Below are 14,984 nucleotides of genomic sequence, written 5' to 3' on the forward strand. Positions count from 1 at the left end.
TTTATTTCTTCATTTCGGTAACTATCACCGTAAATGCAGCATCCCCGATATTCGTTGTTTTATGCTTAACCGCTGGTAAAGAAACAGCATCCCCTGCTTTTAATTCGACAGTAACCGGTTCTTTCCCCTTTTCTTCTGCCTTCATTTTTAAATCGGTTATTGCATAAACCGCATGCAATTTATGCGAGTGCCAATCGGCCACAGCCCCAGGTGCAAAGGTTACCTGTGTTACAATCAATTTATCGCTCTCTGTTAATACTTTGGCGGTTACACCTGGCCACGGTTCTTTTTGTTCTTGTGCATTTGCTACACTGACAAATACTACAAACACAAAAGTCAACAGTATTGTCTTTACTAATTTTTTCATATTCACTCCAATTGAATTTACGCCTACTCTATGTGTTTTCGGCTTCCCTTTTTAAACAGATGGGTAATGTTTAAGGAAATACATAGCCTTGCAGAAAAGTCTATTAAAGTTACGAAAAAATAAGCCTATATAAGTTTATAAAAGCAATAAGAAACACAGGCATGAGCCAAAATTACATTAGTTCATAAATTCTATTGATTGTACGGTTTTAGTTCGTACAAATTTAGATTTCATCGGAAGTAAAAGTGGTAAAACTTTTCTTTTTATAAGGTCGAATAATTAAGCGCCCTTCTCGGTCAAAGCGAATATAATTGTATACCCAATTCAAGAAAACCACGGCTTTATTCTTGAACCCAATTAAAGAAAACAAATGCACAAACATCCAAACAAACCACGCAAAAACACCGTTGAAGTGGTATTTTGGCAAATCGACCACAGCTTTATTACGTCCAATAGTTGCCATTGAGCCTTTATCATTATACTCAAAGCGTTTCATGGGTTGATTTTGAAAATGTTTGATGATATTCTCACCTAGTAAGTTCCCCATTTGCAATGCAGGTTGTGCCATCATAGGATGACCTTGTGGAAATAATTCTGATTCCATGCAAGCAATATCTCCAATGGCAAAGATATTATCATAACCTTTCACCTGATTGAATTCGTTCACGCGAATACGTCCTACTTTCTGAATCAAAGCATCAGAACTTAATCCGTGTACTGCAGCACCTTGTACACCGGCTGTCCAAATTACAGTAGCGGTTTCAAAACTTAAATCGGAATTGGTCGTTACCGTTCTACCGTCATAATTCGTCACCCGAACATTCTTCCAGATTTTAACGCCTAAATTCTCTAGAAAAGCTTCTGAGGCGCTTGAAGATTCTTCACTCATGGTGTTAAGAATGCGATCACCACTTTGAATCAAATTGATTTGCATTTTCTGAATGTCCAAATCTGGATAATCTTTTTGCAATATGGCTTTCTTCATTTCAGCCAAGGCACCGGCAAGTTCAACACCTGTCGGTCCGCCACCCACCAAAACAAAATTCATCAAAGCATTTCTATCAACAGTATCTTTAGTTAGAACAGCTTGTTCAAAATTTTCAAGAATCAAACTGCGGATATTCAATGATTGCGGAATGGTTTTCATTGACATCGAATTTCGTTCGATTTCTTTATTTCCGAAATAATTCGTTTTTGACCCAGTGGCAATAACCAGATAATCGTAATGCAAATCCCCTATTTCAGAAATAATTTTTTGGTTTGCCGTATCGATTTCTTTTACCGTAGTTAGCCTGAAATAAAAATCACGACATCCCTGAATTACTTTTCGGATCGGATATGCAATCGATCCCGCTTCCAAACCTCCCGTTGCCACCTGATACAATAAAGGCTGGAAAGTATGGTAATTGTGTTTGTCCAACAATACCACTTGAACATTTTTGTTTTTAAGCTTTTTAGCTAAGGCGATTCCTGCAAATCCACCACCGATGATCACAATTCGTTTTTTATCCGACTGAGGTATATTCATTATTCAGAATTTCAATATTCCAAAGATACAAAGTTTGTTTCGAAATTGAATGTTCTAAAATAGCTCTGATAGAGCCGATATCCTTACAATACCAATCAGGCATGGGCAGATAAAAGCGAAAGCAGGACGAGACTTCCTAAAAAAGAGATTTCTGTGCTCCTAAAAATTTTGATTATTTTGTAACATAATAAAGCTGTTACCTACTAATAGAATATGAGTAATGCACTAGAGCAGTCGTTTGTATCGCAACTAAAAGAAAATCAGAACATTGTTCACAAGATTTGTCGGCTATATACTCAAAATGAAGACGAGCATAACGATTTATTTCAGGAAATCACCATCCAATTATGGAAAGCTTTTCCAAAATTTAGAGGAGAAAGTAAATTTTCTACGTGGGCTTACCGAGTTGCCCTTAATACTGCAATCACTTTATACAGAAAGAACACCAAATCTGTAAACACAATTGAATTTGAGACAGGCAGGCATTTTGTATTGCAGGAAGAGTACAATTACGAAGAAGAAGAACATATTAAATTGTTATACAAAGCGGTTCAACAGCTTAATGATATTGAGAAAGCGTTAGTTTTTATGTACTTGGAAGACAAAGACTATGTAGAGATTGCAGAAACCCTTGGAATTAGCGAAGTTAACGCTCGTGTGAAGATGAATCGTATCAAAACAAAATTAAAACAAATTATTAATCCGTAACGATTAAGACAGATAATGGAAGAATTGGATTTATTAAAAAAAGTCTGGAATCAGAAAGAAAATTTTCCGAAAGTCACGGAAGAAAAAATTTATGCGATGCTGCATAAAAATTCTTCTTCGACTATAAAATGGATATTTTTGATCAGTATTATAGAATTTTTATTTGGTATTATAATTAACATTGGTATGCAATTTACCAAAAGTCATGACGAAACCTTGGCGTTATTAAAAGGAGCCGGTGTGTACACGTTTTACCAAATTGGATCAGCCATAATATGGATTGTTGCCGTTTATTTTATCTATAAATTTTATTTGGCCTATCGACAAGTTTCTACAACGGATAGTGTGAAAAAATTAATGGAGACCATTATCAGTGCCCGCAAAACTGTTAGCAATTATATAATTTTCAATTTATCTGCCGGAGCTATATTTCTGATCACCATCTATTCTTTTGTAATGAAGCAAACACTAGATGTCATGTCATTGGAACAGCACAAAGAACTCACAACAAGTTTTTATCTTGGAGCTACATTTGCCTTAATTATTGTCACAACCGTTTTTATCGGATTGTTTTGGCTGTTTTATCGTTTGATTTACGGATTCCTTCTTCAACGACTAAAAAAGAATTACACTGAATTAGAAAAAATAGACTATTAAATAAAAAAGCCTGCAAAAGCAGGCTTTTTTATTTAATCTATATTCCATCGACGTAAGCGATCCAATTCTTCTTGCTCTTGTATTTCTTCTACCGAAAGTACTTTCAAAAAAGAAGGATGTTGTTCAATAGCATACTCAATTTTTTCTACAATTTCTTCGATTGATTCGTTTTCGTAATCAATTTGCAAAGGTTCTTTTATTGTAAATGATTGAAGAATACCTTTTTTCTTAGGACGCAATCCTTTCTTATCAAAAGAACGTCGGAAACCATCAATTACAATTGGAACCACTATGGGTTTATGATTTTTAATGATATGTGCCGTTCCTTTACGTACTGGTTTAAAAGACTTGGTAGTTCCTTGCGGAAAAGTAATCACCCAACCGTCTTCCAAAGCAATACCAATATTTTCAGTATCGTTAACATTCACTTCTTTTTGCTCGTGTTTTGCCAAATCTTTCCCATCGGAACGCCATGTACGCTCTACGGTAATTGCTCCAACATACGCTAGAATTCTAGGCAATAATCCCGCTCGCATAGTTTCTTTAGCGGCTACGTAATAAATATTCAATTTCGGTTTCCATAAATAACCCACATTTTTGATATTATCTTCTCGTCCCTTCAAACTTGCGTTGAATACGTGAAACATAGCAACAACATCAGCAAAATAGGTTTGATGGTTTGAGATAAACAAAACATTATTATCTGGCAAAGCTCTGATAATTTCAGATCCGTCAACTTGAAGGGAATTAAACCCACGATATCTTCGATGTGTTAGCGTACCGAAAACTAAAATCAACCATCTTTTAATGAAAAGTATATGTCCGAAAGGATTTCTTTTAAACAATCCCATAGTATGTTTTTTTAAGGGTGCGAATTTATAAAAAAAAATTATATCACTTTTTTAAAAATTTCTTTCAATTCACTCATCATCATTGCAGTGGCGCCCCAAACCAGATGCTCATTAATTTGAAAGGCAGGAACCATTATGTCCGTAGCATAAGAAGTTGACATATTGACATTTACAACCAAACTATCATCAAGAAATTCACACATTGGCAACTCGATAATTCCAGAAACTTCTTCGGGATTAGGAGTAAAAGATAGTTCGTTTTCTGAAAACCCCAAGAATGGAGAAACCAAATAATTACTGGGTGGTATATACACTTCACTAAAAGCTTTTACTAAATTGATCCTATCGGATGGAATCCCAATTTCTTCATGAGTTTCTCTCAAAGCAGTTTGCGAGAGGTCCGCATCAAAAACTTCAACTTTTCCACCAGGAAAAGCGATTTGGGAAGCATGAATACCCGGATAAGAATTTCTGACAATTAGCGCTAGATGTGTAGTGTTTTTCTTTGGGTACAAAAGCATTAAAACTGCTGCTCTTTTAGGCACCAAATTGGCAAAAGAATGATTGCGTAAAAAATCAATCCTTTCTGGAGGTATCATTTTTGCGTGCGCATCAGAGGCTGGTAGCGTTTCTTTTGTTATTTTTGGCACATATTTCAAAAATTCAGAAAACTCCATTTTTTTTAAGCTAAGTTTTAACAATAGTTATCTTATCTGTTTTAAACAGACCCAACTATAAAGTTAATGTAAAAAAACGAATTGAACAATTTAAAAGTCTGTTTCTTATGTACAGTAAAGAAGAAAGCCTCCGTATTAAAAAAGAATTTTGGACCCAATTTGCCGACGCCTACCCTCGTAAATGGCTATTATACAACACTAAAATAAAAGATGTTACCTTCAAGTTTTATGTAGACAACAAAAAAGCACAGGTCTTGTTGGATATTGAACCAAAAGACGAAGAAAAGCGTAAAATTTATTTTGAAAAAGTAGAATCTCTCAAAACCATTATACTCGAAGACTTCATTGAAGATGCCATTTTTGAGAGAAATTTTTATTTGGAGAACGGAAAAATCATCAGTAGAATTTGGGTCGAATTAACAGGAATCAGCTTGAACAATAAAGCTACTTGGAATACGATTTATGATTTCTTTTATGAAAAAATGGATGCTTTTGAGCGTTTCTTTTATGAGAATGAAGACTACATTAAAGACCTTGAAATCAACACATAAAAAATGCCTTAGTTGGGGGGCTAAGGCATTTTTAAAAATCAAATAAAAAAACAAACTAATAAACTAATCAAAATTCTTATTTCTTCATAAATAGGTTAGTATAAAATTTCTTTCCTTCCGAATTGGTTCTGATTGCAATACCAAAGTGTGAAAAATCGCCTTCAATATTTGCTTTGTGTCCAGCACTATTCAACCAAGCGTTAAACACACCTTGAGGAGTTGAATAATTATAAGCTAAATTCTCACTTACGTTAACAGCTCCAAGGTTTTTTACCAACGCTTCGTATCTGTCTTGAAAATAATCGTGGGAGATTCCTCCTTTAGAAATCATATATAAATCGTGTTCTTCTGATTTAACCGAGATAAAATCAACTTTTTCAAGTCTGTTTTTACCGATACTTACTCTATAATCATTTATGATATTCATTAACTCCAATTCATCTTGAGAGTAAGTATATGTTACATTAGTAGGTGTATTATTATTATTTTGATCTGAGGCTATTTCTTCCTTTGAACAAGAAACAAATGAGATTGACAATAAAGTTACTAGTAGGACTTGGGACAAAGTTTTTCTGATCATAATTCTTTTTTTTAGATTGTGTTACTTTTTGATTGTCAAATGATTACCACTTCATATTGACAGGACAACATTACAAACAAAATCGATAAACTACAAAATAAAATCGATGAAATGCATGAATTTTATTGTTTTGCACAATTATTCTTACATATTAAAAGAGTAAACAACTGATTTTAAATCAGTTAAAAAATATTTTTAATTTTTTTTGTAACAAATCACTTCTTGATGTATCCAAAAGAAAAAACTAAAAAACAATATTTATGAAAAACTTACTTTTATTCGCATTTGCATTACTGTATACAAACATCATTACAGCACAAAACACTTCCTTTGAAGTAAAAATCTATGGTAAAGGAAAGCCCGTAATTTTAATCCCAGGCTATTCGTGCAATGGAGAGGTTTGGAACGAAACGGTAGATCATTTAAAAAACAACTATGAGCTACATGTAATAACAATTGCTGGTTTTGGCGGTGTTAAACCCATACAAAATGATGAAATCCTTAAAACTGTCCGCAACGAAATCATTCAATATACCAAAGACAGAAAATTACAAAAGCCAATGTTAATAGGACACAGTCTTGGTGCTTTCATGACGTTATGGTTACAAAGTGTCGAACCCGATTTATTTGGAAAAAGCATTTGTGTAGATGGACTTCCATTTGTTTCGGCAGTTGGCAAACCAGAAACTACAGTTGAATTACTAAAAAACAACCCGCAATTCAATAAAGCAGCCGTTATTGAAAATTTCAAAGCACTTCCGACCGAGAATTATGTTAAAAATATGACTAAAGCAATGCTATACCAGGTAAATGATAGCGTACGTGCCAAACAAATTGCCGAGTGGAGTTTTAAAAGCGACCGAACTACGTTGGGCAGTACAATTGTAGAAATGTCAACAACAGATTTAAGACAAGAAATTGAAAAAATTAAAGCACCAATCCTTGTCTTAACTAGTCTTTGGGGAAACAAAGAAGCCAGCGAAAAAGAATATGGCATCCAATATGCCAAATTAAAAAATAAAACAATAAAAGTAGCCAATGCAAAACATTTCATCATGTATGACACACCAGAATGGTTTTATAATGAAATTGACTTATTTTTAAATTCTAAATCCTAATCAACACTGTGAGTTCAACAGAAAATCAATTCAAAGACATTTACTCCAATTATTCAAAAAAAGTGCATCGTTTGTGTCTTGGATATACCGGAGACACCATGCAGGCCGATGATTTACTTCAGGAAGTATTCATCAAAGTTTGGGAAAATCTGGAAAAGTTCAGAGGCGAATCACAAGTTAGCACTTGGATATACAGAATAACAGTCAATACATGCTTGCTTCATATCAGATCCAACAAAAAGCAAACAAAGGTCGATTTTGACAAAACCAATTTAAAAATAAGTGATGACACTAACGAGAAAGAAAATCAAATTCAGCTTTTATACAAATGTATTAGTGAACTGAATGAAACCGACAGACTAATAATCACCTTACTATTAGAAGAAGTTCCGTATGAAGAAATTGCAGCAGTAACCTCGATATCAGAGGGCAATTTAAGAGTCAAAATTCATCGTATCAAACAACAATTAAGCACAATTTATTCAAAATATGAAAGACTTTGATAATTTAAAAGACTTATGGAAACAACAAGAAGAAACAAAACTTCCAGATGTTTTCGAAATAATAAAAAAAATAAAAAAAGAACGAACCTTCTACACAAATAAACTACTTTTTCAAGTAGCCATCCTAGCTATAACCATGATAGCTTTAGTTTGGATCGGTTCGAGCATTGATTTTAAAAAGACAACGACATATATCGGTTTAGGTTTAATGTTATTGTGTATTGCTGCTTTCTCGGCAGTTCGCTTGTATCAAATGATAACATTAAAAAGAATAGATTTGACCCAAAAACCATCTGCAACTTTAAAACAATTGGATGAGTATTTTTCTTTTCAGCAAATAGTAAGTACTAAAATCACCCTTGCCTATTTTATAGTACTTAACATCGCTTTTGTATTCTATTTCATAGAAGTAATGCATCCTATGTCATTCCAACTAAAAACCATTTGTTTGACAACTTATATCGCTTGGATGCTTTTCGCCTATTTCTATTTAGGAAAGAAACAGAAGAAAAAAGAAAATGATCGAATTCAAAAAATCATTGATTCTATAAAAGAATTGGAATCAGGTTATGACAAATAAAAAAAGGGTTTCAATTGAAACCCTTTTTTACTATATAAACACTATTCATACAATTCATAAAAACAAAAAAGGTCTTCAAATGAAGACCTTTTTGAGCCGATGGAGGGACTCGAACCCACGACCTGCTGATTACAAATCAGCTGCTCTAGCCAGCTGAGCTACACCGGCAAAGTGTATTTACAATATTTTAGAAAATTTGAGCCGATGGAGGGACTCGAACCCACGACCTGCTGATTACAAATCAGCTGCTCTAGCCAGCTGAGCTACACCGGCGACTCATTTCAGGTGCAAATATAGTGGAGTTTTTTAAACTTCCAAAAACTTACACCCTAAATTTTATCTGTTTTTTCTACTATAATGAGTTGATTTTTTCAACTAATTGGTTAGCAGCATTTTCTAAATCTTTATTTACTTGCTTTAAGTGAGATTTTCTGTTGTCTACTTTTTTCTCGTTCACTTTTTTGATCAATCCATCAAATGTTCCGATAGCTTCTTCGATAATAGCGTTAGTAGCTTCAGTTGGTCTACCAGTAGTAGTCATTTCATACAAATAAACTGCTTCAATGATATCACCAATTACATAGTTGATGTCTTTCTTTAAGTTTTTTACACTTGCCATAGTTTCCTATTTAAAATTTTTGCAAAGGTACTATTTATCTTGATATATCCTACTATGAAATAAATATTTCCAAAAGAGTTGCAGAACCAATTAATTGATAATCAGTCACTAATGCTGGAAGCAAAAAAGTCTCTCCTTTTTGAAACGAATACACCTCTTTACCGATAGATATTTCAAAATTTCCTTCCGTACACATATAAACTATGAAAGAATCAGATGTATTCGTTTTGACAACCTGACCATTGAGCGGAAATACATTTGTGGTAAAATAGGGACAATCCACTACAAGGTTACTCTGGTTATTTATATTACTGTATTCTTTTTTAGCTTCCACCCTATTATAATTAATTGCCTCTAAAGCTAAATCGACATGTAATTCACGTAAATTACCATTTGCATCTTTACGATCGAAATCATAAACTCGATAGGTAATATCTGATGTTTGCTGTATTTCAGCAATAACTATTCCTGCACCGATAGCATGAATCGTACCTGTTTCCAGAAAAAAAACATCACCTTGCTTTATAGGAATTTGCTCCAGGATTGAAACCAATGTTTTATCATTCAAATGTTTTAGGTATTCCTCCGGAGAAGATTTTTCCTTAAAACCAACTATCAAACGTGCATTCTCATCCGCCTGCATGACATACCACATTTCTGTTTTTCCAAACGAATTATGACGTTTTTTAGCCAACTCATCGTTAGGATGTAATTGAATAGACAAATCTTCTTTGGCATCCAAAAATTTGAAAAGCAATGGAAAATCATAGCCAAAACGTTCAAAAACTTTAGTTCCTAAAAGCTCTGATGTATATTGGGAAATTAAATCATTGAAATTCATTCCAGCATAAATCCCATTCGCAATTACACTTACATCACCTGGCACAGTAGAAATTTCCCAACTTTCACCTGTAGTTGGCGAAGGGATTTCTTTATTTAAATAGGAAGCTAATTTAGTTCCTCCCCAAATTCGATCTTTTAATATAGGCTTAAAAACCAGAGGATATACTTGCATTAAACCAAACTTTTAACTGCTTCGATCACTTTTGGAAAATGACTTTCAGCATTCATACTATCATAAACCATTTTAACTATTCCCTTTTTATCCACAATGTAAGTAACCCTACCAGGAATTAGTCCTAAAAAATTAGTGGGTACACCAAACAATTTCCGAATAGTTTTATCATTGTCTGACAAAAGAATAAAAGGCAAATCATATTTGTGCACAAACTTTTTATGTGCCGAAATACTATCGCCACTAATACCTATTACCTCAGCGCCCAAATCTTTAAACTCTTCGTATTGATCTCGAAAAAAACAAGCTTGTTTGGTACAGCCTGGAGTATCATCTTTGGGGTAGAAATAAATTACCAACACTTTTTCACCCAAAACCGATGCAATGTTAAATTCGTTGCCATTTTGGTCTTTCCCAGCAAACAAAGGCAATTTATCTTCTACTTGTAAACCTTTATGCATTATTCTCCTTTATATGTTACAAAATTACGTGGTGTTTCGTACAAAGTTACTTCCAGGTTATTTCCCGAAGCAATTCTTTTTCTAATCTTATTCCAAATAACCACAACTATATTTTCTGCTGTAGGATTTAAGTTTTCAAATTCCGGAACATCTAGATTTAGGTTTTTGTGGTCAAATTTCGACTCTACTTCTTCAAAAATAATATCCGCCAAATCTTTAATATCAATTACATAACCCGTTTCCGGATTAATATTCCCAGTAACACTTACAATCAATTCATAATTATGTCCGTGAAAATTGGGGTTATTACATTTCCCGAAAACCGACTGATTTTGCTCATCTGACCAATCTTTTCGATACAAACGATGCGCTGCATTAAAATGTGCTTTTCTACTAACAGTTACTCTCATAGCTTATGATCTTCAAGAAAATGATAAAATTCATCAAAAATAATTTTGAACCAAACCGTATAAGTTTCAGGATTTTGCTCCATGTCGTTTTTCACATCATCAATTGCCATCCATTTCCAACTTTCCACCTCATCATTATTGATTTTAGGCTCATCATTATAGTAACCAATCATAACATGATCTAATTCATGTTCGGTTAAACCATTATCAAAAGGGGCTTTATATATAAAGTGAAACAATTCTTTCAACTCTGTAGTAAAACCCATCTCTTCAAAGAGACGTCGGGTTCCGGCTTCTATATTACTTTCCCCTTCTCTTTGATGGCTACAGCATGTATTGGTCCATAATAAAGGTGAATGGTATTTATGATGCGCTCTTTGCTGCAACATTAACTCATTTTTTTCATTCAATATAAAAACCGAAAAAGCTCTATGCAACAAAGCCTTTTCATGCGCTTCCAACTTAGGCATCAACCCTATTGGTTCGTCATTTTCGTTTACTAAAATTACTTTCTCTTCAATCATACCTTTTTATTGCTTGGTAAAAATACGAAAACTATACTAAATAAAAGTTTAAACTTAGGATGTCATCTGACCACAAGAAATCTACAAACAACTTACAAAAAAGTACAAACAACAAGCGCATAATTTTTCACAATATCAACTCTTTAATAAATTGCAATCCAAAATCATTCAAACAAATAAAAACGTACGTATGAAAAAATTATTTTTATTCATCCTAACTGCAATATCACTTTCTTCTTGCAGTAATGATGATTCCGGAGGCTATGACGACTCCAGAACCATAAGATATCAAGTTGACGGAAATTATACCGGAACAATGAGCACAAGTTACACTACCCATTCAGGAGGAACAGGTATTGAAGAATTTTCAGATCTTCCCTGGAGCATGCTTATCCTATTTGAAAAGCAAGTACCTTCAGCCGTAATGGCGGTATCAGGCAGCGGTGGCATTCAAGGGCAAACACTGACTGTAGAAGTATATCAAGACGACGAACTTATATCAACCCATGAAGGAACAGCAACTTCCAATGGCTCTATTCTAATTGGAACATCTCCAATTGTTTTTTAAAGCAAAAAAGAGCGCTTAAAGCGCTCTTTTCAATTCAATATTATTTCTAAATTATTTAGTCAAATACATTTTTCTTCTTGAATACAATTCATAGAATTGATCATCTTTCAAATCATCAATAAACAAGATACTTTCTCCCGTTGATTTCATTTCTGGACCTAACGCTTTATTTACATTAGGAAATTTACTGAAAGAGAAAACCGGTTGCTTAATTGCATATCCATTTAATTGTGGATTAAACGTAAAATCGGTTACTTTATTTTCACCCAACATTACTTTAGTCGCATAATTCACATAAGGCTCTCCATAAGCTTTTGCAATGAATGGCACCGTACGTGATGCTCTCGGATTCGCTTCAATAATATAAACGGTATCGTCTTTTATAGCAAATTGAATATTGATTAACCCTACCGTTTTTAAAGCCAAAGCAATTTTATGCGTATGATCCTTAATTTGCTGCATTACAAATTCACCTAAGTTAAAAGGAGGCAATGTTGCATTACTATCTCCCGAATGCACACCACAAGGTTCGATATGCTCCATGATTCCGATTATGTAGACATTTTCACCATCACAAATCGCATCAGCTTCTGCTTCAATCGCTCCATCCAAATAATGATCCAATAGTAGTTTATTATTCGGAATATGTTTAAGAATTTCAATTACATGCTCTTCTAACTCTTGCTTATTGATTACAATTTTCATTCCCTGACCACCCAATACATAAGACGGACGAACTAATAACGGAAAATCCAAATCATCCGCCAACTTAACGGCTTGTTCCGCATTTTCAGCCACACCGAATTTAGGGAACGGAATATTCAATTCCGTCAACAACTCAGAGAAACGCCCTCTATCTTCAGCCAAATCTAAAGCATCAAAGCTCGTTCCTATAATTTTGATGCCGTATTTTGATAATTTTTCAGCCAATTTCAATGCGGTTTGCCCACCCAACTGAACAATAACACCTTCCGGCTTTTCATGCTGAATGATATCATAGATGTGTTCCCAGAAAACAGGCTCGAAATACAATTTATCAGCCGTATCGAAATCAGTCGAAACCGTTTCAGGGTTACAATTGATCATAATCGTCTCATAACCACATTCTCTTGCAGCCAATACGCCGTGTACACAAGAATAATCAAACTCGATTCCTTGACCAATTCGGTTTGGACCGGAACCCAGAACTACAATTTTCTTCTTATCTGTAACAATACTTTCGTTATGTACATATTTTGTACCGTCAGCTTTCTCAATTGCAGCTTCGAAAGTTGAATAATAATAAGGAGTTTGCGCTTTAAATTCGGCAGCACAAGTATCAACCAGTTTATAAACCCTTTGAATTCCTTGATTATCGCGAAGTGTATGCACTTGACTTTCCAAACAACCCAACATATGCGCTATCTGTCTGTCTCCGTATCCTTTTTGTTTTGCCTCAAGCAATAAGTCTTTCGGAAGGGTATCGATAGTATATTTTGAAATCTCTTTTTCAATGAAATACAATTCCTCATACTGCTTCAGGAACCACATATCGATTTTTGTAATTTCATGAATTCTAGACAACGGAATTCCCATCGCAATAGCATCATAAATTACGAAAACACGATCCCAACTAGCGAAAGTCAATTTTTCTATAATTTGTTCGTAATTTTTATAGCCTTTACCATCGGCACCCAAACCATTACGTTTGATTTCTAAAGATTGAGTAGCTTTATGCAATGCTTCTTGGAACGAACGCCCAATACCCATTACTTCACCTACTGATTTCATTTGCAATCCTAAAGTACGATCCGAACCTTCGAATTTATCAAAGTTCCAGCGTGGTATCTTAACGATTACATAATCCAAAGTTGGCTCAAACAAAGCTGAAGTTGATTTTGTAATTTGGTTTTGCAATTCATCCAAGTTATAACCAAGCGCCAATTTAGATGCAATTTTTGCAATTGGATAACCAGTTGCTTTTGACGCTAAGGCAGATGAACGCGACACGCGAGGATTAATTTCGATTGCCACAATATCCTCTTTATCATCAGGAGAAACAGCAAACTGAACATTACAACCTCCCGCAAAATTTCCGATACTTCGCATCATATGAATCGCCATATCACGCATTTTTTGGAAAGTCGTATCCGACAACGTCATTGCTGGTGCAACTGTGATACTATCTCCGGTATGAATTCCCATTGGATCCATATTCTCGATAGTACAAATAATTACAACATTATCATTTTTATCACGTAGTAATTCCAATTCATATTCTTTCCAACCTAAAAGCGCTTTATCAATCAACACTTCATGAATTGGAGAAGCCTCTAAACCACGAGTTAACAATTCGTCGAAGTCTTCTTTTTTATGAACGAAAGCAGCTCCAGTACCGCCTAATGTAAATGAAGGACGGATTACTAAAGGGAAACCAAATTCTTGTGCAATTTCTTTTCCTTTTAAAAACGAATTAGCCGTTTTAGCTGGCGCATATGGAATATTAATTTCAGTAAGTAACTTTTTAAACTGATCTCTATCTTCAGTGATATTGATCGCATTGATATCCACACCAATCAATTTCACATTGAAATCTTGCCAAATTCCTTTTTCCTCAGCTTCCAAACAAAGATTCAAGGCAGTTTGCCCACCCATAGTTGGTAAAACGGCATCGATTTGCGGATGCGCTTTTAAGATTTCGATAATTGATTTAGTAGTTAAGGGTTTTAAGTAAACATGATCCGCCATGGAAGGGTCGGTCATAATGGTTGCCGGATTCGAATTAATTAAAATAACCTCGATTCCTTCCTCACGTAGAGAACGTGCTGATTGTGATCCTGCATAGTCAAATTCGCAGGCTTGACCAATGATGATGGGTCCAGACCCGATAATTAAAACCGATTTGATTGAAGTGTCTTTAGGCATTGTATTGTGTTGTTGTTTGTTGTAATTAGCCCTGATGGAAGCGGCATCCTTTTTAAATTGCATAATTTAAAAAGATACAGCGAACAGCAGGAAATAGCTCCTAATAATATCAGTAATGTATGAACTTTTTAAAAAAAAGGCGTTACTGATAAAAGTAACGCCTTAGTATTTGATTGAAATTCAATCATTATTTTTTGTGTCTTGGTTCGCAAGAAACAGTCAATTTGTGTCTTCCTTTAGCACGACGACGAGCAAGGACTTTTCTTCCATTCGCAGAAGCCATTCTGTCCATAAAACCGTGCTTATTTCTTCTTTTTCTTTTCGATGGTTGAAACGTTCTTTTACTCATAACTTTGTATCTTT

General features: G+C 34.4%; 19 protein-coding genes and 2 tRNA genes. 7 read left to right on the forward strand and 14 right to left on the reverse strand.

Annotation, left to right across the window (positions count from 1 at the left end; all coding sequences use genetic code 11):
* Position 1: 1 nt before the first annotated feature.
* Positions 2–367: a cupin domain-containing protein gene (locus ACS8MM_RS09070; RefSeq protein WP_379715587.1), complete on the reverse strand. Its 366-nt coding sequence runs from the start codon at positions 365–367 to the stop codon at positions 2–4.
* Positions 368–590: 223 nt separating this feature from the next.
* On the reverse strand, positions 591–1,895 hold the full coding sequence (locus tag ACS8MM_RS09075; RefSeq protein ID WP_379715590.1) for an NAD(P)/FAD-dependent oxidoreductase: 1,305 nt from the start codon (positions 1,893–1,895) through the stop codon (positions 591–593).
* A 213-nt stretch (positions 1,896–2,108) separates the two neighbouring features.
* On the opposite strand from ACS8MM_RS09075, the gene ACS8MM_RS09080 reads away from it, so the two are divergent.
* A complete protein-coding gene (locus ACS8MM_RS09080) occupies positions 2,109–2,603 on the forward strand; it encodes an RNA polymerase sigma factor (RefSeq protein WP_379715593.1) in 495 nt (164 codons plus the stop codon).
* Positions 2,604–2,618: 15 nt separating this feature from the next.
* Positions 2,619–3,260, forward strand: a complete 642-nt coding sequence (locus tag ACS8MM_RS09085) for a hypothetical protein (protein WP_379715596.1) — start codon at positions 2,619–2,621, stop codon at positions 3,258–3,260.
* Positions 3,261–3,292: 32 nt separating this feature from the next.
* Here the strand turns inward: ACS8MM_RS09085 and ACS8MM_RS09090 are convergent, their stop codons facing one another.
* Both ACS8MM_RS09090 and ACS8MM_RS09095 read right to left on the reverse strand, forming a co-directional pair.
* Positions 3,293–4,111, reverse strand: a complete 819-nt coding sequence (locus ACS8MM_RS09090) for a lysophospholipid acyltransferase family protein (RefSeq protein WP_379715599.1) — start codon at positions 4,109–4,111, stop codon at positions 3,293–3,295.
* A gap of 38 nt (positions 4,112–4,149) precedes the next feature.
* Complete coding sequence (locus ACS8MM_RS09095) at positions 4,150–4,788, reverse strand: NUDIX hydrolase (protein ID WP_379715602.1); 639 nt, start codon at positions 4,786–4,788, stop codon at positions 4,150–4,152.
* Between the two features lie 107 nt (positions 4,789–4,895).
* On the opposite strand from ACS8MM_RS09095, the gene ACS8MM_RS09100 reads away from it, so the two are divergent.
* Positions 4,896–5,339 carry a DUF4268 domain-containing protein gene (locus tag ACS8MM_RS09100; RefSeq protein WP_379715605.1) on the forward strand — a complete coding sequence of 148 codons (444 nt, stop codon included), beginning with the start codon at positions 4,896–4,898 and terminating at the stop codon, positions 5,337–5,339.
* Between the two features lie 76 nt (positions 5,340–5,415).
* Here ACS8MM_RS09100 and ACS8MM_RS09105 read toward each other — a convergent pair whose 3' ends face one another.
* A complete protein-coding gene (locus ACS8MM_RS09105; protein WP_379715608.1) occupies positions 5,416–5,919 on the reverse strand; it encodes a CAP domain-containing protein in 504 nt (167 codons plus the stop codon).
* A gap of 260 nt (positions 5,920–6,179) precedes the next feature.
* Between ACS8MM_RS09105 and ACS8MM_RS09110 the strand changes: the two genes are divergently transcribed.
* The 3 genes from ACS8MM_RS09110 to ACS8MM_RS09120 are packed head-to-tail and all read left to right on the forward strand — an operon-like array spanning position 6,180 to position 8,120.
* The gene (locus tag ACS8MM_RS09110) at positions 6,180–7,037 is read left to right on the forward strand and encodes an alpha/beta fold hydrolase (RefSeq protein ID WP_379715611.1); all 858 of its coding nucleotides are present in this window, start codon (positions 6,180–6,182) and stop codon (positions 7,035–7,037) included.
* A gap of 8 nt (positions 7,038–7,045) precedes the next feature.
* Entirely contained in the window at positions 7,046–7,540 is a 495-nt protein-coding gene (locus ACS8MM_RS09115; protein WP_379715614.1) for an RNA polymerase sigma factor, read from the forward strand.
* A complete protein-coding gene (locus ACS8MM_RS09120; RefSeq protein ID WP_379715617.1) occupies positions 7,527–8,120 on the forward strand; it encodes a hypothetical protein in 594 nt (197 codons plus the stop codon). Before ACS8MM_RS09115 ends, ACS8MM_RS09120 begins: the two co-directional genes overlap by 14 nt.
* A 94-nt stretch (positions 8,121–8,214) precedes the next feature.
* Here ACS8MM_RS09120 and ACS8MM_RS09125 read toward each other — a convergent pair.
* The 7 genes from ACS8MM_RS09125 to idi all read right to left on the reverse strand — a co-directional run bounded on the left by ACS8MM_RS09125 (position 8,215) and on the right by idi (position 11,149).
* Positions 8,215–8,288, reverse strand: a tRNA-Thr gene (locus ACS8MM_RS09125).
* Positions 8,289–8,319: 31 nt separating this feature from the next.
* A tRNA-Thr gene (locus ACS8MM_RS09130) sits at positions 8,320–8,393 on the reverse strand.
* Positions 8,394–8,472: 79 nt separating this feature from the next.
* On the reverse strand, positions 8,473–8,739 hold the full coding sequence (locus tag ACS8MM_RS09135; protein WP_379715620.1) for a hypothetical protein: 267 nt from the start codon (positions 8,737–8,739) through the stop codon (positions 8,473–8,475).
* A gap of 52 nt (positions 8,740–8,791) precedes the next feature.
* Positions 8,792–9,754 (reverse strand): type I phosphomannose isomerase catalytic subunit, encoded by a 963-nt coding sequence (locus ACS8MM_RS09140; protein WP_379715623.1) that lies wholly within the window; start codon positions 9,752–9,754, stop codon positions 8,792–8,794.
* Entirely contained in the window at positions 9,754–10,215 is a 462-nt protein-coding gene (locus ACS8MM_RS09145; protein WP_379715626.1) for a peroxiredoxin, read from the reverse strand. The genes ACS8MM_RS09140 and ACS8MM_RS09145 overlap by 1 nt, the downstream gene beginning before the upstream one ends.
* Positions 10,215–10,625 carry a 6-pyruvoyl trahydropterin synthase family protein gene (locus tag ACS8MM_RS09150; RefSeq protein ID WP_379715629.1) on the reverse strand — a complete coding sequence of 137 codons (411 nt, stop codon included), beginning with the start codon at positions 10,623–10,625 and terminating at the stop codon, positions 10,215–10,217. The genes ACS8MM_RS09145 and ACS8MM_RS09150 overlap by 1 nt, the downstream gene beginning before the upstream one ends.
* The gene (idi, locus tag ACS8MM_RS09155; protein WP_379715631.1) at positions 10,622–11,149 is read right to left on the reverse strand and encodes an isopentenyl-diphosphate Delta-isomerase; all 528 of its coding nucleotides are present in this window, start codon (positions 11,147–11,149) and stop codon (positions 10,622–10,624) included. The genes ACS8MM_RS09150 and idi overlap by 4 nt, the downstream gene beginning before the upstream one ends.
* Before the next feature lie 190 nt (positions 11,150–11,339).
* On the opposite strand from idi, the gene ACS8MM_RS09160 reads away from it, so the two are divergent.
* Complete coding sequence (locus ACS8MM_RS09160; RefSeq protein WP_379715634.1) at positions 11,340–11,717, forward strand: hypothetical protein; 378 nt, start codon at positions 11,340–11,342, stop codon at positions 11,715–11,717.
* 51 nt (positions 11,718–11,768) lie between these two features.
* On the opposite strand, the gene carB is transcribed toward ACS8MM_RS09160, so the two are convergent.
* Both carB and rpmH read right to left on the reverse strand, forming a co-directional pair.
* Complete coding sequence (gene carB, locus ACS8MM_RS09165) at positions 11,769–14,621, reverse strand: carbamoyl-phosphate synthase large subunit (protein WP_379718974.1); 2,853 nt, start codon at positions 14,619–14,621, stop codon at positions 11,769–11,771.
* 187 nt (positions 14,622–14,808) lie between these two features.
* Positions 14,809–14,970 (reverse strand): 50S ribosomal protein L34, encoded by a 162-nt coding sequence (rpmH, locus tag ACS8MM_RS09170; protein ID WP_007136275.1) that lies wholly within the window; start codon positions 14,968–14,970, stop codon positions 14,809–14,811.
* Positions 14,971–14,984 lie beyond the last annotated feature (14 nt).

Source organism: Flavobacterium sp. MAHUQ-57 (assembly GCF_051908335.1).
Classification (GTDB): domain Bacteria; phylum Bacteroidota; class Bacteroidia; order Flavobacteriales; family Flavobacteriaceae; genus Flavobacterium.